Below are 18,688 nucleotides of genomic sequence, written 5' to 3'. Positions count from 1 at the left end.
TGATCCTGATCAATGAGAGGCTGTTTCAAGCGTCTACGGGCTATGAAACTCTGCTGGTTGATATTGAAAAAGTATGGGATCGCCCATTTTGCGGTATTTTGCCTTGCATGAATTCAGCAATGTTAAAGACATTAATACTTAATTTATGAGATTCATAAATATAGACTAAACAGGAGTAAAATATGACAAAGGAGTTGGTTATCAATGCCACCTCCCACGAAACCCGAGTCGCCTTACTCGAAGGGGGGCACATTGCCGAGCTTTATATTGAACGGGATCGGCAGTTGGGGATTGTAGGGAATATCTATAAAGGTAAAGTTATCCGAGTGTTGCCTGGAATGCAGGCGGCATTTGTCGATATTGGTCTGGCAAAAGCTGCATTTCTCTATGTTGCCGATGTCATGGATGAGATGGAGCAGGTTGAAAGGACGATTGAAGGTGAGGATGATCTGCTTGAGCAGGAGGAGAACACTGAGCTGTCATCTTTGCCTCCGATAGAAGATCTGCTCACCGAAGGTCAGGAGCTGTTGGTGCAGATCTCCAAGGAGCCCATCGGCACTAAGGGGGCACGCATAACCTCACATATCTCGTTACCGGGGCGGCACCTTGTCTACATGCCAACTGTAGACCACATTGGGATTTCACGACGGATTGAGAGCGAGGAAGAACGCGAGCGGTTACGGCAGATCATTGATTCGATGCGGACTCCCGGAACCGGTTTCATTGTCCGCACTGTGTCCGAAGGCAAAAGTGAAGATGATCTGCGCCATGACATGGAGTTTCTGGTCGGGCTTTGGGAAAACCTGAGCCGTGGACTTGATGAGGTTAACGCACCCAGCCTGATTCATTCGGACCTGGACGTCACCAGTAAAGTGTTGCGAGATATCCTCACTGAAGATGTGAAGAGAATTGTCGTCGATAATGTCGAAGAGTACGACAAGATTGTCCGCTTTCTGCGGACCTTCATGCCCCGTTTAAACTATTGTATTGAGCTCTATAAAGGCGAGGAGCCAATCTTTGACGCTTATGGGCTTGAAGTAGAAATCTCCCGCGCGTTGGGGCGTAAAGTCTGGTTGAAGAGTGGTGGTTCCATCATTATCGAACAAACCGAGGCGCTGGTGGCCATTGATGTCAATACCGGACGCTATGTCGGCAAGCATAATTTTGAAGATACAATTCTCAAAACTAACTTAGAAGCTCTAAAAGAGATCGCATTTCAGCTCCGGTTACGCAATATCGGCGGGCTCATCATTATCGACTTCATTGATATGGAGAAGGAAGCCCATCGAGAGAAGGTCCATGCTACGTTGGAAGAGGCGTTGAAGCAGGACAAGAACAAGACCAATATCCTCAAGATCTCAGAACTTGGTCTGGTTGAGATGACCCGGAAGAGGGTCCGGGAAAGTATCGGTCGCACGCTCTGTGAACCTTGCGCATATTGTGAAGGGAAGGGCTATGTGAAGGCGAAATTGACAATTATCTATGAAATCCTCAGGGAACTACGCCGCGAAATGGCAGATCTACCCGCTGGGCATGTGACCTTGCTGGCTCATCCAGATGTCGCCGGACTGCTTATAGATGAAGAGCGTTGTGGGCTGGATGATCTGGAACAGCGCTTTGGCCGGACGGTTTCGATTAATCCCCGTCCGGGATTTCATATCGAACAATTTGAGATCTCTGTCGGTTAATTCTGTCGGGGCGTAGCTTGCTGCGCCCCGGTTATTTTCAGGGCAGGTAGACAATCTGTTGGAAAACATTCTGCATAATAAACAGACAGATAAAACAGATAAGACAGGAAAATATCGGGGTTGTTACCCAGCTCCCAGCGATTCCGCCAACGGTTCGCCAACGAATATTGTGCCCGCCTTTCAATAGTCCCATGCCAACCACCGCGCCAACAATTGCTTGTGAACTTGAAACAGGAACCAGAGGCAGAGTCGGCAATCCTAAGTGCAGAAGCAGATGTTCCAGACGCTGTGAAGCAAACAGGAACAGAACCAGCGAGTGAGCCCAGACCGCGACCAGAGCCATCACCGGAGAAAGTTTAAAAATACCGCTGCCAACCGTATCCATAACCCGTCTTGAATAGGTGACAACGCCAATCGCAATGGCCACGCTGCCAAGGAAAAACAGTTGCTGCGCCGGGTTAACGCTCAGTCCGCCAAAGAGTCTGATCTCCGTAAACGGAGAAACAGGAAGAAACACCCCAACCACATTCGCAATGTTATTCGCTCCCAAAGCAAAAGCGCCAAATGCTCCCATCAGTAAGAGACCGTAACGGGTCAATTCATCCAACTTGAACATGTGGATCTTCCATCTGAGGATGAAAAAGGTGACGATTTTATATGAAAGTACGGCGACGATTCCGGACAAGATCGGGCAAGCGACCCAGGTCATCACGATTTTGGAAAGGGCGTCACTGTCTGTTGGTGCCCCGGAAAAAATATTCCAGCCGACAATTGCACCGACAATGGCTTGCGATGTAGAGACCGGATAACGTGCCAGAGTCATCAGGTAGACGCTCGTAGCGGCAGCAAAGGCGACCACAAAAGCGCCGGCAACGGCATTGACTGCTCCGAGTTGTCCCAGTGTCTGAGTGGCACCGGCGCCACTGATGACGGCTCCGAGAACAATGAAGATGCAGCTGAGGATGGCCGCGGTCCGAAACTGGAGCATCCGTGAACCTACAGCGGTACCAAAAACATTGGAGGCATCGTTAGCCCCCAAAGACCAGCCCAGAAATATGCCGCTTGAGAGGAAAAACAGAAACATAGTGACTTTCTTACAGTGAACGTTTGATAACGTAGATGGCCAGGCTATCGCCCAGGTCTTCAGCTTGATCAGCTATTTTGTCAATGCTCTTTGACAAATCGCGTAGCTGCATCTTTAGATCCAGTCCTAATTCGTCATCGTTAAAGATAGCTTTTTGCAGCGCGGTTGTTGCACGGTCTGCCTCAGTTTCCCAGAAGGAAACTTTATGGATATGGTCCGTCGCTTGGGTAATATCTTTGAAATAGGCCCGTAACGCCAACGTTGCTGCTTCAACCGCTTGAATAACGCAATTGACCAGGATCTTTAAATCCTCATGAAATTTTGGTGCAATTGCCGGGCGTTCAATTTCTACCCTGAACATGACCCCTTTAAATCGTCCCAGCAAAGCATCCATCCGCTCAATCAATTCGAGGACATCTCCCCGTGATTCAGGGATCAGAGTCTTCCTGTAAAGGAGATCTTCGATGGAGTGACGTAACAGGTCCGCTTGCTTTTCGGTTTGCACAATATGGTTAAGGTGCTCAGTAAAGGCATCGATTTTATTCATCAGATAGGAGTCGATTCCCTGCACAAAGATGAGACCCGATTCACTGGCGAGATTTAAAAAACTGTCGATTTCCTTTTCGATCCCAGTGCGATTTTTAAATATGCTGACAAATGACATGAACGACCTCTTCAGGGCAGGAATGACGTGTTGTTATTAAAGGATAGTGAAAATTGCGAGAAACACAAGGGGTTTTGTTTGCTGCGCTTTGAAAAGAGGTGCATTGATATTATCGATCGTCCAAGGCCAGCTTGTTTGTGAGCTATGCTGTATTGGGACGGTATTTTATTCTCAGTGGTCAAAAATCGTAAAAAAAAATCAAGCCCTAACATTGGAGATATATTGTGTTATTCTTGAGTACAAAGACGTATAAAATGGAGCACAGGGAGTTAATTGAATCTAAACTGTTGAAGGAGAGATGAGATGAAGAAAGTCGCGTTAGTGACACTGTTTGCGGTGTTTTTCCTGGCCGGTTTTTCCCAGGCTGAGACCCTGAGTTTGTTGACCTGGAAGGGATATGCGCCCCAGGCTTTAGTTGACAAGTTCGAAAAAGAGACCGGAATCAAGGTCGAAGTGACCTACTCAAACAATGAAGAGATGATCGCGAAGCTCAGGGCGACTCGCGGAGCTGGTTTTGACCTAGCACAACCCAGTCAGGATCGAATTTCGTCAGTGCAAGAAAAGTACAAAATTTATCAAGCTATGGATTATTCAAAAATTGATGCTGATCTTTTTATCCCATCGATGTTGAATGCAGTGAAAAAGAATACCCAGGTCGGAGGCGACTCCTTTGCTGCCCCTTTCTGCTGGGGGACTTCCGGGATGATCGTCAACTCGGCAAAAGCACCAGGTGTTAACAGTTGGAAAGCCCTTTTGGATGATAAATATACCGGTCGGGTCAGCTACCGTTTGAAGCGTCCAACGTTAATCGCCATGGGTTTTGCCCTCGGTTATGACCCCTTTGCCCTCTACTCAGACGCAACGGCTTACAAGGCGATGCTCGATAAAATTGCAGAGACTCTGATGGCTGCCAAGCCTCTGGTGAAAAACTATTGGGCAAATGGTGATGCGTTGCTTGAATCGATGCGTTCAGAGGAGGTTTTTATCGCTATGGCTTGGGATGCCGGTGGCTGGAAGCTGCATGACAACAACGCTGCCATCGATTTTGTTGCTCCGCAGGAAGGTGCTCTGGGTTGGATAGACACCTTTGCGATTCCATCAAAAGCCAAAAATCTGGATGCCGCTTATAAGTGGATTAACTTTATGCTCAAACCAGAAAATGCCGGCTACTTCACCACCACAGAAAAATATGGGACGGCATCTCAGGGTGCTAATGAGTTCATCTCCCCAGAAGTTCGCAATAACTTTGAGCGGACTTTCCCCCAGGCCGCAATTGACAACATCAAGTGGTACCCACCTGTTCCAGCACAACTGGAACGGATGGAAGGGAAGATTCTTGATAAGGTCAAAGCTGCAAAATAGTCTATAAATCTTTGTTTTGTTATTGGGGTGGCCACGGTCACCCCTTTTTTACCTTACAAGCTGATGTTTATCTGGCTTGGGAGGATGTGTGGGGCCATCCATGAATAACGATTTGTCTGTATCCAATCTGGTTAAAAAATTTGGCGATTTTACGGCTGTCGATAACGTCACATTTGCTGTGCCACAGGGCTCTTTCTTTTCGATCCTCGGTCCGTCTGGGTGCGGGAAAACCACCCTGCTGCGAATGATTGCCGGGTTTGAAGAACCGACGTCGGGTAACATTATGATCCGTGGCAAGGATATGGCCGGAGTGGGGCCGAATCTGCGACCAGTCAATCTTGTATTTCAGCATCTGGCCCTGTTTCCAATGATGAATGTTGAAGAAAATATCGCCTTCGGGCTGAGACGCCGCAAAGTCGACAGTGCAACCATCAAGAAGAAGATCGAAGCGATCCTGGAACGGGTTGGGCTTCCAGACTATGCAAAGCATCAGATTGGACAGCTCTCGGGGGGGCAGAAACAACGAGTGGCGATTGCCCGGAGTCTGGTGTTGGAACCATCGGTGCTGCTGCTGGATGAGCCGTTGGGAGCGTTAGATCTGAAGCTACGTGAACAGATGAAAGTTGAGTTGAAAAAGCTTCAGGCCAAAGTGGGAACCACCTTTGTTTATATTACCCATGATCAGTCTGAAGCGCTGGTGATGTCGGACCGGGTTGTGGTGATGAATCAGGGCCGGTTTGAACAATTGGGGACGCCGCAGGAGCTTTACGGCCAACCGCTCACTCCATTTGTTGCCCAGTTTGTTGGTGATAATAATCTCTGGTCGGGTGAGATCACAGAAATGTCAGGGGCCGATGCCATCATCCGTACTGATGAAGGATTTATCTTCCGTAGCCGGGTCCAGGGGGAGGTCACGGTTGGCCGGCGTGCCGATCTGTTTCTTCGACCAGAGACTCTCCGTATCCAACCGGAGGACAAAGAAGGGCTTAATATTTTTAACGTTACAGTAAAGACGATTCTTTTTGACGGTGCTAACAGTCGCTTGTTGACGGTGACCCCAGAGGATCACGAATTGCTGGTTGCTTTACCACAAAACCGGCGCTTCGATTATATTCAACCGGGACAAACAATTGAAGTCGGCTGGCACCCTGAAGCAGGTGTCTGCTTTGCAGCGGGAGATTAATTATGGTGATCTCAAAATCTTCAAAGGCAGCGCTGTGGTTGTTTCTCACCCCGGTGCTGTGTTGGTTGCTGTTACTCATTGTTCTGCCACATATAGATTTGCTGCGGATGAGTTTTGGTGGTGAGAATGATTATGGCGAGCATGTCTGGACGCTGCAAAACTATCGCAACTTTTTTACCGAACCGATTTACTGGAATACTTTTTTGCGTACCGCGATCTTTTCGATCATTACCACTATTATCACCTTTCTCTTAGCCATGCCGGTCGCTTTTTATATTGTCAAAGTGGTTAGGCCCCGCTTCCAGGGAGCAATGGTGTTGATGTTACTGTTACCTTTCTGGGTCAGTGAGTTGGTGCGGGTTTATGGTTGGATGATTCTGCTGCGTGAGTCGGGGGTGATCAATCACTTTCTGCTTAAATTCGGCGTGGTTGATCGGCCTGTAGAGATGCTCTATAACGACGCGACCATGATCATGGGACTGGTCTATACTTCGATGTTATTCATGGTTGTACCGATCATTTCGGCGATGGAAAGCCTTGATGACAGTTTGATTGAAGCAGCACACGACCTGGGCAGCGGCAAGCTGGTGATCTGGTACAAGATCATCCTGCCTCATTGCAAGCCAGGGATAACTTCGGGCTCTATCGTGGTCTTCATGCTGGTGTTGGGGAACTACCTCACTCCGAACCTGATGGGGGGGAAGAATTCTCTTTGGTTTACGGAACAGATTTATAATCAGTTTATCGCCAGCTTTAATTGGAACCAGGGAGCCGCATTTGGCTTCCTGTTGTTGCTTCTCAGTTCATTGATTATCTGGATTGGCTTGAAGTTGTCACGCCAGAAGCTTGGGGAGGTGGCGTCATGATCAGAACTCTTCCTAACACGAAACGTTATAGCTTCACCTATGGCACCTTCATGATCTGTTATTTTGTATTTCTGTTTGCCCCGCTGTTTGTGACCTGTGTCTTGGCGTTTAACAACTCTGATTTTCCCTCCTTGCCCTGGTATGGTTTCAGTCTGGATTGGTTCGTGGCCTCGGGTCCAGAGCGGATCGGTATCTTTAATGACAGTCAGAATCTGCGGGCTATTTTGACCAGTTTTCAGACGGCATTCTGGGTTGCTATTTTTAGCACTATCGTTGGTACCTGTGCTGCTTTTCTGTTTGAGCAGGAAGACTTCCCGTTTAAAAACCTGCTCTACTTTCTGATGCTGGCACCATTGGTCATTCCCGGTGTCATCCTGGGGATTTCACTGTTGCTGGCGGCCAATACCGCAGGAACTTTTGTTGAGAACAGCTTCGGGATTGATGTCGCTCTTTTCCGGCCCAGTTTCTGGCTTGTGGTCATGGGACAGTTCTCGTTTATTACCACCTTTGTCGCCTTAGTCGTTTCCGCCCGGTTACGCAAGTTTGATCATACCCTTGAAGAGGCGGCGATGAACCTTGGTGCGACCCGGCTTGAAGTGATCTGGCACATCACCCTCAAATTTCTCCGTCCGGCGGTCATTGGTGCAGGAGCCGTCGCGTTTTTGATGAGCTTTGAGAACTTCAATACCACTCTGTTTCTGGTTGGTTCCAAGCCGACTCTGCCGATCAACCTGTATCTTCAGGTCAGGGACGGTAGTACACCGGTCATCAACGCCATCTCTCTGTTGCTGATTGTCGGAACATTTTGTCTGGCTCTGGTGAACCTCTATTTCAGTAAAGAAAAAGATTGAATTGTCTCCATTCTCCTCAATTTAAGTTGTAATTAACACAAGTTCTGTTATTTTTGAGATCAAGTAGGGGCAGGCTTGCAATATTACATCTGGAGGAAGCGATGGCACGAAAACCACGTTTACACTTTCCGGGGGCTGTTTACCATGTCAGCTTGCACGGCAACAGCCATCAACAGGTCTTTATTGATGTGACCGACCGGACCCGCTTCCTGCTCTTGATCCAGGAGGGGATTGAGAAGTTTGGTCACAAGGTGCATGCCTATTGTCTGTTGCCAGATCAATTACAACTGGTGATCGAAGTGGGTGATGTCCCCCTCGCGCGGATCATGCAACAACTGGGGTTTCGTTATACCCGCTGGTTCAATGATTGGCACCAGCAGTCGGGCCACCTGTTCCAAGGGCGCTACAAGGCGATTCTCATCAACCCCGAAACGTACCTGTTAGATCTGGTCAGAGAACTCCATCTGGCCCCGCTCCGGTTAGGACTCGAAAATGATCCGATGCGCTACCGCTGGAGTAGCCATCGCAGTTATTGCGGTCGGGAAACGGTCCTCTGGCTGACAACGGATCGAACGTTTCTGCAGATCGAAGAGACCGGGGTTCGTGCTCTGATGCGATTTCATGCGTATGTCAATGAAGGTCTGGAGGCAGAAGCGCACATAGATTTTTATCGCGGCAGTGAAAGTGATCCGCGAATTCTTGGCGATGAAGACTTTGTCCGGGGTGTCCTGAAACTTTCACGCCAGAAATATCAACCGAAAGTGAATCCACAGAAAGTGATGCAGATTGTTCTTGATCACTATAAAATTACAGCCGAAGAATTGGCCGCCGCAGGGAAAAATCGTCACAACTCCGAAGCACGAGCATATCTGGCGTGGCTCTATTTAGAAACAGGATGTGGCACCATGACTGCCCTTGGAGAGCAACTTGGACGTGATGTCTCATCATTAAGTTCCGCTGTGCGGAGACTACAGCTGAAAGCCAAAAAAGATCCCAAAGTTGCTGAAACCTACCACAAACTGATGAAGCGGATACGACGTTAATATGATGGAGAATCGACAATTTACCCCTATTGGACTGATCAAGACCCCTTACGTAAACAGCGCCCCATATCAACCTGTAGCAAATGATGAACAGGAATTTTACCTGCAGCTCGATACTGAATATGTTGCCGGACTCAAAGATCTCGATTCCTTTCACTATATTTATGTTCTCTATTTCATTGATCGTTTGAAAGCTGAGCCGAAAATGGAGGTTACCCCACCGTGGGCGGCCGGACATCAGGTCGGCCTGTTTGCCAGCCGTTCGCCAGCTCGCCCCAATCCGATTGGCCTCAGTGTTGTCAAAGTGAAACAAATCCAAGGTGACAAAGTCTATACTACGGGACTTGATGTTTTTAACAATACTCCGCTACTCGATATCAAGCCCTACATTCATGACCTGGATAATAAAAGGGATGCCAATAACGGCTGGGTCGCTGGACTCGATGAAGACGACCACCTCACCCTGCATATACAGGGTATCCCCCATGATTATTAATGCAGTTTACCCAGCGACATTGCAATGCAGATGAATGAAGTTATAATGTGACCGTGATTTATCATTCCTGAGGGGGGACCATGAGTAAACCTGTTATTAACATTAAATATCGAAGCGCACGGATATATTCCGTGCGCTTTTTTTGCGTCCAGAATGGGGAAGAAGGTGAATTTTAATCCTGAGATTCATGAGCGTCGATCAATCCGAATGGTCGACTACGATTATTCTTCAGCGGGGTTCTATTTTGTCACCATTTGTGTGCAGGGGCGAGAATCATTGTTGGGTGAGATTGCAGATGGTGTGATCACCTTGAATGATGCAGGGCGGATGGTAGAAAATAGCTGGTTGGAATTGCCAGCGAAATACCCGGATATGGCGATTGATGAACACGTGATCATGCCCAACCATTTTCACGGAATTATTATTTTACAACCACCTGTTGTTGTAGGGGCGCCGCTTGCTGCGCCCGGTTACGGTAAAAACGGCACCACAGATCAGGGCGCGGCAAGCAGCGCCCCTACGTTGGGTGATGTAATAAGGGCATTTAAATCAATTTCAGCAATCAACGTGAATATAAGTCTCGACCGATCAGGCCAACCGTTATGGCAACGAAATTATTACGAACGGATCATTCGTAATGAAAACGAATTGCACAATATCCGTCAATATATTCGCAACAATCCGGCGCAATGGGACGACGACAACGAAAACCCAACCAACCAAAGGAACAGTGCACCGTAGGGGCGCTGCTCGCCGCGCCCGGTTCCGGATGATTTCGTAGGTGTGAACCTATGTGTTCGCCCAGATCTTCAAGGTGCAGGTCAGCTCAGCCCTAATACCTGTCCTGCCCGGATTATTGGCAGATGTTGGATTGTTGTCTGTGGTGTGTGACTTATTTTGACATGGTGTGATGGTAGTCTTTTAGAAAACTGGAGGGAATTTGATGCAACAATTTTATGCACATTCGACTGACAATCTGGATAAATCAGATTGGCAGTCGTTGGAGGAACATCTTGCTGGGGTAGCGAGCCTGGCGGCAGAGTTTGCTTCAGTGTTCGGAGCCGGAGAGTGGGGGCGAAATGCGGGTTTATTGCACGATGCAGGAAAGGCGACCTCGCAGTTTGTCAAACGCTTGGAAGGGAGTCCTAAGCGAGTAAATCATTCAACCTATGGCGCTCGTCAGGCACAGCAATCAATGGGGAAACTCGGGTTGCTTTTATCCTATGTGATTGCAGGACATCACGGTGGATTGCCAGATGGTGGTGCTCAGGAAACCCAGCTTCATTTCCGACTCAAAAACGATAAAATACCAGCCGATGTAACATTATTGTCAATGTGTAAGAACACACCAGAAGTGCAGTTACCCTTTAAAATTGCAAGAGATTCAGCAGGATTCAGCCTCGCTTTTTTCACACGTATGATTTTTTCATGTTTAACGGATGCCGATTTTTTAGACACAGAAGCGTTCTGTTCACCAGAAAAATCGAAAGAGCGACTTACTCCGTCGACCGAGAGAACCTTAACACAATTAAAAAATAGACTAGACCACCATTTACAGGGGCTGCAAATACAAGCTAAAGCAACCACAGTTAATTCCATCAGACAAAATATTCTGGCTCAATGCCGTAGCGCAGCAACGTTGCCTGCTGGTTTTTTCTCTCTTACGGTTCCTACTGGTGGTGGAAAAACCCTTTCATCTCTCTCTTTTGCACTCGATCATGCTGTTGCTCATGGCTTGAACCGCATCATTTATGCCATCCCCTTTACTTCCATTATTGAGCAAAATGCTGAGGTGTTCCAATCGATTCTTGGCAAAGAAAATGTGATTGAACACCATTGTAACTATAAAGAAAAAGATAAAAGGGAAGATCATGCCTATGACCGCAAACGGGGACTTGCCAGTGAAAATTGGGATGCGCCTGTAGTAGTGACAACCAATGTCCAATTCTTTGAATCGCTGTTTGCCAATAAGTCATCTCGCTGTCGTAAGTTACATAACATTGCGCATAGTGTCATAATTTTGGATGAAGCACAGGCCATTCCAGCCGATTATTTAGAACCCTGCTTAGCCGCCTTACGTGAACTGGTTGAGCATTATCATTGCACAGTTGTTTTGTGTACGGCAACACAACCAGCTCTCGATGATAAAAGTTCCCTACGAATGGCACTGCCAAATATTCAAGAGATCATTCACAAGCCACATCTCTTATATCAACAACTTAAGAGAACTGACGTCTCCTTTATTGGCACATTAACCGATGAATGTTTAGCACAACGGCTTAATAGCGAAAAACAAGTTTTGTGCATTGTTTCAACAAAACCACAAGCAAGAGCTGTTTTTAAACAATTGTCAGAGCAAGATGGTGTTTTTCATCTCTCTACCAACATGTATCCGAATCACCGCAGAGATGTTCTCTCTACAGTTAGAAAGCGCTTAAAGGCAGGAAAGATGTGTCGTGTTGTATCAACTTCACTGGTCGAAGCAGGGGTCGATCTCGACTTTCCTGTCGTCTATCGTGCTATGGCTGGCTTGGATTCTATTGCACAGGCCGCAGGCCGTTGTAATCGAGAAGGGCTACTGAAACAGCTAGGAAAAGTGATTGTTTTTGAAACGGAAAAACAACCCTCCGTTCCGTGGATGAAGCGGTGTATTACCCGTGCTAGCGAAACACTGAGAGCACTCCCTAATGCTGACCCTATCGGCTTGAATGCCATGCGCCGTTATTTTGAATTGTTGTACGACATTCAAGAGTTAGACAAAAAAGAGATCATGACTAAGTTGAATAGGCCTCTACAGTCAGAACTAATTCTACCTTTTAAAGAGATTGCGGAGCAGTTCAAATTTATTGAAGATGATAACACTGGAGTGATTATCGAAACTGAACAAGAAGCGCAAAAGTTAGTGCAACAATTACGCTATAGCGAACATCCACGATCTGTTCTGAGAAAATTACAGCAATACACAGTAAGCGTGCGCTCCCTTGATTTTCATGAGTTATTAAAAACTGGAGCACTAGAGCTAATAGATGATCAGTTTCCATTATTAAGTAATCCATCTGCTTATGATGAAAGGGTAGGCTTATGTGTTGATATAGGTGACGTCTGGAATCCGAATGATTTAATAGATTAAAACGGAGGAGATTATGGCATTTGGTATCAAACTGCGGGTCTGGGGTGATTACGCCTGTTTTACCCGCCCTGAAATGAAAGTTGAACGTGTCTCATACGACGTGATGACCCCATCTGCGGCACGGGGGATATTGGAGGCAATCCATTGGAAGCCTGCCATCCGTTGGGTTATCGATAAAATTCACGTTCAACGTCCGATCAAATTTGACAATGTGCGCCGTAACGAAGTCAGTTCGAAGATTTCCAAGCCTAATCCAAAAACTGTCATGGCAAATAAAAAACCACTATTTTTTATTGTAGATGACGGTAAAAACCGCCAGCAACGCGCTACAACACTGCTACGTGATGTGGAATATGTCATTGAAGCGCATTTTGAAATGACCGAAAAAGCAGGTGCCGGAGATAGTGTTGGCAAGCATTTGGATATTTTCAATCGACGAGCAAAAAGCGGTCAGTTTTTCCATCAACCCTGTTTTGGCTGTCGAGAATTTCCTGTTTCATTTGAATTGTGGCAACAGGAAATTCCGCCCTCGCATTATGCCGGAGAATCTAAAGATCTTGGTTATATGTTGCTAGATATTGATTTTGATAACGACATGGCCCCGATGTTTTTTAGAGCAACAATGGAAAATGGCATTATTTCACCCCCTTCACGGTTCTCGAAGGAGGTTCACGCATGATATTGCAAGCACTCAATGGTTATTATCACCGCATGCTCGATGATCCAAATTCGGGAATGCCGCCCTACGGAACCAGCATAGAAAATATTTCCTTTGCGCTTGTCATTAACCAAGAGGGAGAGTTACAGGATGTTGAAGACTTACGTGTTGTCGAAGGGAAAAAATTGCGCCCACGTAAAATGGCTGTGCCAGCAGCAGAAAAAAAAGCGAGTGGGATTAAAGCAAATTTCCTTTGGGATTCAACAAGTTATGTTCTGGGTTTAGATAGTAAGGGCAATCAAGACAGAACGGATAAGTGTCTTAAATCATTTATCAAATGCGTTAATGATAACACTAACAGTACAGACCTAGGGTTTAATGCACTTCATATGTTTTTTGAAAATAAAAAATGGAGAGACTTACTTGATCGCAATGATTGGAAGAATATTTGCGATACCAATCTTGTTTTTAGGCTAGATGGAGTTGCTGGTTTTATTCATGATCGCCCTGCTGCTCGGCTTGCATGGAAGAACGTTCTTAAACATAGAGATGTAGAGTTAACTGGACAATGTTTGTTGACTGGGGAAAAGAGCATGGGTTTAGCCCGCTTGCATCCGTCAATTAAAGGCGTTTTAGGTTCTCAGTCTTCTGGCGCTTCAATTGTTTCATTTAACAAAGGATCTTTCGAATCATACGGGAAAGAGCAATCTTACAATTCACCTGTAAGCAATGAGGCTGCATTTAATTACTCAACAGCTTTAAATTATATTTTAGCGCATGGAAGTCAGCAAAAAATCACCATTGGTGGAACGACCATCGCTTTTTGGGCCGAGTGTGCGAGCCCTGCTGAGGATTTTTTTGCGGATCTGTTTGATCCACCTTCCGTCACGGATAAAAAAATAACCAGTGAAGATGACCAACAAACAACCCAAAAAATTCACAGCCTTCTAACTGCAGTGCGAGATGGCAAACGAGTTGAAGATATTGTTCCAAACTTAGACGAATCAGTACAATTTTATCTTTTAGGTCTGGCGCCTAACGCCGCACGCTTATCCATTCGCTTTTGGGAAACAAATTCACTAGGTAATTTGTTAAAGAAGATAGGTCGTTACTTTGACGATCTTTCGATCGTACGCCAATTTGATAACGAACCCGAATTCCCACCTATGTGGCGATTATTGTGTCAAACGGCAACATTGGGGAAAAGTGAAAATATTTCCCCTGTGCTGGCTGGCGGTTTAGCGCGAGCCATGCTAACTGGCACACCTTACCCGCAGAGTTTATTAGCCACAGTCTTAGGCCGCATTCGTGCTGAACACGATGTGACCTATTTCAGAGCCGCCCTTTTAAAGGCATTCCTCGTTCGCAATAACGAGCAGATGGAGGTTTCCATGTCACTTGATCCGCAACGTAAAGATTCACCCTACTTACTTGGGCGGCTGTTTGCCGTTTTAGAAAAAGCGCAAGAGGACGCTATCCCCGGAACCAGTGCAACGATCAAAGATCGTTATATCGGTTCAGCCTCAGCAACTCCAGGTTTGGTTTTTCATGTGCTATTAAAAAATTCAGCCAATCATATTGCCAAGCTTCGCAAGGATACTGAACGCACAGGGCAGGCAATTCATTACGAGAGAATGATTCAAGAAATTGTTGATGGTTTTGATATCTTTCCAAAAACGCAAACTGCCGAGCAACAAGGTTTGTTTATGGTTGGTTATTACCATCAGCGTAAAGCATTTTTCACTAAAAAAAATCAGGAGGTTTAATCCATGTCAGCTATTACCAATCGTTACGAATTCGTTCTTCTTTTTGATGTTGAAAATGGCAACCCCAATGGTGACCCTGATGCGGGGAACATGCCCCGCATTGATCCTGAAACGGGGCATGGTTTAGTGACCGATGTATGTTTAAAGCGCAAAATTCGTAATCATGTGTCGTTAGCAAAAGATGGTGAGAACGGTTTCAATATCTACATACAAGAAAAAGCAGTTCTCAATCGCACCAATGAGTTGGCCTATAAGGAGTTTGATTTAAAACCCGTTACTAAAAAACTGCCCAAAAGCATCGAAGATGCGCAGCGGGTAACCGGTTGGATGTGCTCTAATTTCTACGATATCCGTGCTTTTGGTGCGGTAATGACCACGGAGGTCAATTGTGGTCAAGTGCGTGGTCCAATTCAGCTCGCCTTTGCCAAAAGTGTCGAACCCGTTGTTCCCCAAGAGGTAACCATTACGCGTATGGCGGTTACCAATGAAAAGGATTTAGAAAAAGAGCGTACTATGGGACGTAAATATATCGTCCCTTACGGCTTATATGTCGCACACGGATTTATTTCAGCACCTTTAGCGGCTAAAACAGGCTTTAGCGACAAAGACTTAGAGTTATTATGGGATGCACTGATCAATATGTTTGAACACGACCGTTCTGCAGCGCGTGGCATGATGAGTAGTCGCAAGCTATTTGTCTTTAAACATGACAATAAACTCGGCAATGCCCCTGCACACCAATTATTTGATTTGGTCACTATTAAGCGGAAAGAAGGTTCAGAAGGGCCAGCACGCTCATTTAAGGATTATGCGGTAACTGTTGGAGCGGCACCATCTGGTGTTGAAATAATTGAAAAACTATAAGTATTGTCAAGCGGGGTGCAAATTGTACCCCGCTATAAATTGAAAGAAGAGGGACGATGACTGACAAACTGGCAATCTTTAAAGGTAAAGAGATTCGACGTACTTTACACAATAATGTGTGGTGGTTTGTGATCGTAGATGTCGTTGCTGCATTAACCGATTCGGTTAATCCCGCAGGTTATATTAAGGATATGCGTAGACGAGACAAAGAGTTAGCTAAAGGGTGGGGGCAAATTGCCACCCCCCTTGCAATTGAAACTTCAGGCGGCAAACAAAAACTTAATTGCGCTAATACCGAAGGCATCTTTCGCATCATTCAATCCATCCCATCCCCTAAGGCCGAACCCTTTAAGCGCTGGTTGGCTAAAGTAGGTTACGAGCGCGTACAAGAGATTGAAGATCCTGAACTGGCAACCAAGCGTACACGCGAACTGTATCAAGCTAAGGGCTATTCAGAAGCATGGATTGAAAAACGGATGCGCGGTATTGCTGTTCGGGCAGAATTGACCGAAGAGTGGAAAAATCGCGAGGTTGGTGAAAGCCGTGAATATGCCATCCTCACGGCTGAGATATCTAAAGCGGCATTTGGTGTAACACCATCTGAATATAAACAACTTAAAGGGTTAGATCGAGAAAATCTGCGCGACCATATGGGTGATCTTGAATTGATCTTTTCCATGCTTGGCGAAGCCGCTACAACTGAAATTACCAAGGCGCATGATGCCCAAGGGTTTGATGAAAATAGAGATGCTGCCCATAAAGGTGGCAAGGTTGCTGGTGATGCACGGCAGCAGTTGGAAGAGACCTCGGGTCGCAAAGTTGTATCAAATGATAACTTTCTTGAGCAGACTGAAAAACAAAAACGTCTAGGTAGAGAGTGATGTACGCCGAATCCGATTTCGTCATGCTATCAGCCTTGCAGCACTATATGTTCTGTCCGCGCCAATGCGCGTTGATTCATCTAGAACAACAGTGGGCTGAAAATCGTTATACTGCTGAAGGGCAAGTCTTGCACGAACGGGTGGATAGTAATAAAAGTGATACGGCTGGTGATGTGCGCATTGTGCGCACCTTGCCGCTGTGCTCACATCGTTTAGGGTTGAGTGGTCAGGCCGATGTCGTTGAATTTCATTACGACGGAACAGTTTTTCCTGTTGAATATAAGCGCGGCAAGCCAAAGAAAAATCGCTGTGATGAGGTACAACTGTGCGCTCAAAGCCTGTGTTTAGAGGAGATGCTCACCCTGCAAATAGATGAAGGGGCATTGTTCTATGGTAAACGGCGCCGCAGAACAGTTGTTACTTTTGATGAGGAACTGCGTCAGCTAACAGAGCAGGTTATCTATCACGTTCACTCTTTGCTTGTTGCAGGTATGACCCCTTCCGCTAACTACGAGTCTAAATGTGATCAGTGCTCACTCATAAATATTTGCCTGCCGAAAAACTGCTCTAAGGGACGCTCTGTTAAGCGCTATATGCAACGCATGTTGGAAGGTCAACTATGAGAAAAATGCTCAATACTCTGTATGTGACCACGCAGGGAGCGTATTTGCACAAAGAGGGTGAAACGGTTGTGGTTAAGGTTGATCGCGAGGTAAAGATCCGTTTACCTGTGCATACCCTCGGTTCAGTTGTGTGCTTTGGCAATGTGCTGTGTAGCCCTTTTTTGCTCGGTCACTGTGTTAACAATGATGTGTCGATCAGTTTTATGACTGAGTACGGTAAATTTTTAGCGCGTGTACAGGGCCCCGTGGCTGGAAATGTTTTGCTCCGCAGGGAACAATACCGCCGGGCAGATGACTTGAATACCTCAGCACAAATTGCAAAGATGTTTATTGCTGGCAAAATTGCCAATAGCCGTACCGTTGTCAGTCGAGCGTTGCGCGATCATGGCGATAAACTTGAGGTTATTGCGCTGCGGCGGCGGTGTGACGACCTGACTAGCCATATTCGCCGGCTGTTAAAAGAGGATGACCTCGATGTGGTACGCGGGGTTGAGGGCAAAGCGGCTAATGACTATTTTGACGTGTTTGATCATCTGATTGTTTCAGCAAAGGACGATTTTATTTTTAAAGGCCGCAATCGACGGCCACCCCGTGATCGAGTCAACTGTCTATTATCTTTTTTGTATTCATTGCTTTATCACGATGCACGCTCAGCCCTCGAATCCGTGGGATTAGATCCTGCCGTGGGTTTTTTACATCGAGACCGACCGGGGAGGTTAAGCTTAGCGTTAGATTTGATGGAAGAATTTCGTCCAATTCTTGCTGATCGCTTAGCTTTATCGCTAATTAACCGAGGTCAGGTTAAGAGAAAGGGCTTTACTATCACCGAGTCGGGTGCGGTGACCATGAGTGATGACACCCGTAAAACACTTTTAGTCGAATATCAAAAGCGCAAACAGACAGAGATTGAGCACCCCTATTTACAAGAAAAAATGCCCTTAGGAATGTTACTATTTGCCCAAGCACAGCTCCTAAGTCGGTTTTTACGGGGAGATACCGACGACTACCCGCCCTTTATTTGGAGGTAACACCATGATGGTTTTGGTGAGCTATGATGTCGCAACCTCTGACCCCGGCGGACCACGGCGACTACGGCGCGTGGCAAAAGTCTGTACCAATCACGGTCAACGGGTACAATATTCAGTTTTTGAATGTATTGTCGACCCAGGGCAGTGGGTGAATATGAAGAAGCAGCTTGTGGATGCCATAGATGAAGAACGGGATAGTTTGCGTTTTTATTTTCTTGGTGCAAATTGGCACAAAAGAATTGAGCACGTTGGTGCAAAAGAGAGCATCGACCAAGAAGGGCCACTGATCCTTTAGCGAACCCCAAGCGGTGGTTAAAACCTAGGGAGGTTCGCAGGGGATGTAACACGTTATGATTGTAACAGGTATTGACCTGTCCATAAATTTGGCATGTTAACCGAGTGTCGATCTTCAGAGGTTCGCAAAAATACCGAAAAAACCTCAATGAATAAAGTCGGATAAAAAGTAACAGTCGCTCCCTTCGCGGGAGCGTGGATTGAAAC

At 46.4% G+C, this 18,688-nt stretch carries 18 protein-coding genes; 16 read left to right on the top strand and 2 right to left on the bottom strand.

Features of this window, described 5'->3' with window-relative positions:
* The first annotated feature begins 182 nt into the window (after positions 1-182).
* The gene (locus BLU87_RS13075) at positions 183-1,688 is read left to right on the top strand and encodes an Rne/Rng family ribonuclease (RefSeq protein ID WP_092349418.1); all 1,506 of its coding nucleotides are present in this window, start codon (positions 183-185) and stop codon (positions 1,686-1,688) included.
* A gap of 37 nt (positions 1,689-1,725) precedes the next feature.
* Here the strand turns inward: BLU87_RS13075 and BLU87_RS13070 are convergent, their stop codons facing one another.
* Complete coding sequence (locus tag BLU87_RS13070) at positions 1,726-2,772, bottom strand: inorganic phosphate transporter (RefSeq protein ID WP_092349415.1); 1,047 nt, start codon at positions 2,770-2,772, stop codon at positions 1,726-1,728.
* 10 nt (positions 2,773-2,782) lie between these two features.
* Positions 2,783-3,436 carry a DUF47 domain-containing protein gene (locus tag BLU87_RS13065; protein WP_092349412.1) on the bottom strand — a complete coding sequence of 218 codons (654 nt, stop codon included), beginning with the start codon at positions 3,434-3,436 and terminating at the stop codon, positions 2,783-2,785.
* 303 nt (positions 3,437-3,739) lie between these two features.
* On the opposite strand from BLU87_RS13065, the gene BLU87_RS13060 reads away from it, so the two are divergent.
* The 15 genes from BLU87_RS13060 to cas2 all read left to right on the top strand — a co-directional run bounded on the left by BLU87_RS13060 (position 3,740) and on the right by cas2 (position 18,482).
* Positions 3,740-4,798 carry an extracellular solute-binding protein gene (locus BLU87_RS13060; protein ID WP_092349409.1) on the top strand — a complete coding sequence of 353 codons (1,059 nt, stop codon included), beginning with the start codon at positions 3,740-3,742 and terminating at the stop codon, positions 4,796-4,798.
* 100 nt (positions 4,799-4,898) lie between these two features.
* Positions 4,899-5,981: an ABC transporter ATP-binding protein gene (locus BLU87_RS13055; protein WP_092349406.1), complete on the top strand. Its 1,083-nt coding sequence runs from the start codon at positions 4,899-4,901 to the stop codon at positions 5,979-5,981.
* A 2-nt stretch (positions 5,982-5,983) separates the two neighbouring features.
* Complete coding sequence (locus BLU87_RS13050) at positions 5,984-6,847, top strand: ABC transporter permease (RefSeq protein ID WP_092349403.1); 864 nt, start codon at positions 5,984-5,986, stop codon at positions 6,845-6,847.
* Positions 6,844-7,698 carry an ABC transporter permease gene (locus BLU87_RS13045; protein WP_092349400.1) on the top strand — a complete coding sequence of 285 codons (855 nt, stop codon included), beginning with the start codon at positions 6,844-6,846 and terminating at the stop codon, positions 7,696-7,698. Before BLU87_RS13050 ends, BLU87_RS13045 begins: the two co-directional genes overlap by 4 nt.
* 101 nt (positions 7,699-7,799) lie before the next feature.
* Complete coding sequence (locus tag BLU87_RS13040) at positions 7,800-8,741, top strand: transposase (RefSeq protein ID WP_092349397.1); 942 nt, start codon at positions 7,800-7,802, stop codon at positions 8,739-8,741.
* A 1-nt stretch (position 8,742) separates the two neighbouring features.
* Positions 8,743-9,237 (top strand): tRNA (N6-threonylcarbamoyladenosine(37)-N6)-methyltransferase TrmO, encoded by a 495-nt coding sequence (tsaA, locus tag BLU87_RS13035; protein WP_217637515.1) that lies wholly within the window; start codon positions 8,743-8,745, stop codon positions 9,235-9,237.
* Positions 9,238-9,402: 165 nt separating this feature from the next.
* Positions 9,403-9,978, top strand: a complete 576-nt coding sequence (locus BLU87_RS13030; protein ID WP_092349394.1) for a transposase — start codon at positions 9,403-9,405, stop codon at positions 9,976-9,978.
* A gap of 202 nt (positions 9,979-10,180) precedes the next feature.
* Positions 10,181-12,367 (top strand): CRISPR-associated helicase/endonuclease Cas3, encoded by a 2,187-nt coding sequence (locus tag BLU87_RS13025; RefSeq protein ID WP_092349391.1) that lies wholly within the window; start codon positions 10,181-10,183, stop codon positions 12,365-12,367.
* Positions 12,368-12,380: 13 nt separating this feature from the next.
* Positions 12,381-13,046, top strand: a complete 666-nt coding sequence (gene cas5c, locus BLU87_RS13020; protein ID WP_092349388.1) for a type I-C CRISPR-associated protein Cas5c — start codon at positions 12,381-12,383, stop codon at positions 13,044-13,046.
* The gene (gene cas8c / locus BLU87_RS13015) at positions 13,043-14,791 is read left to right on the top strand and encodes a type I-C CRISPR-associated protein Cas8c/Csd1 (protein ID WP_092349385.1); all 1,749 of its coding nucleotides are present in this window, start codon (positions 13,043-13,045) and stop codon (positions 14,789-14,791) included. Before cas5c ends, cas8c begins: the two co-directional genes overlap by 4 nt.
* 3 nt (positions 14,792-14,794) lie before the next feature.
* Positions 14,795-15,655, top strand: coding sequence for a type I-C CRISPR-associated protein Cas7/Csd2 (cas7c, locus tag BLU87_RS13010; protein WP_092349382.1), 861 nt, complete (start codon positions 14,795-14,797; stop codon positions 15,653-15,655).
* A 56-nt stretch (positions 15,656-15,711) separates the two neighbouring features.
* Complete coding sequence (locus BLU87_RS13005) at positions 15,712-16,536, top strand: BRO-N domain-containing protein (protein WP_092349379.1); 825 nt, start codon at positions 15,712-15,714, stop codon at positions 16,534-16,536.
* The gene (gene cas4 / locus BLU87_RS13000) at positions 16,536-17,159 is read left to right on the top strand and encodes a CRISPR-associated protein Cas4 (RefSeq protein WP_092349376.1); all 624 of its coding nucleotides are present in this window, start codon (positions 16,536-16,538) and stop codon (positions 17,157-17,159) included. Before BLU87_RS13005 ends, cas4 begins: the two co-directional genes overlap by 1 nt.
* Complete coding sequence (gene cas1c / locus BLU87_RS12995) at positions 17,156-18,187, top strand: type I-C CRISPR-associated endonuclease Cas1c (protein WP_092349373.1); 1,032 nt, start codon at positions 17,156-17,158, stop codon at positions 18,185-18,187. The genes cas4 and cas1c overlap by 4 nt, the downstream gene beginning before the upstream one ends.
* Positions 18,188-18,191: 4 nt before the next feature.
* Positions 18,192-18,482, top strand: coding sequence for a CRISPR-associated endonuclease Cas2 (cas2, locus tag BLU87_RS12990; RefSeq protein WP_092349370.1), 291 nt, complete (start codon positions 18,192-18,194; stop codon positions 18,480-18,482).
* Positions 18,483-18,688: the final 206 nt, after the last annotated feature.

This window comes from Desulfuromusa kysingii (genome assembly GCF_900107645.1).
Classification (GTDB): Bacteria; Desulfobacterota; Desulfuromonadia; order Desulfuromonadales; family Geopsychrobacteraceae; genus Desulfuromusa; species Desulfuromusa kysingii.
Note: the sequence above shows the minus strand (reverse complement) of the source record. Positions and strands in the feature narration are given on the sequence as shown.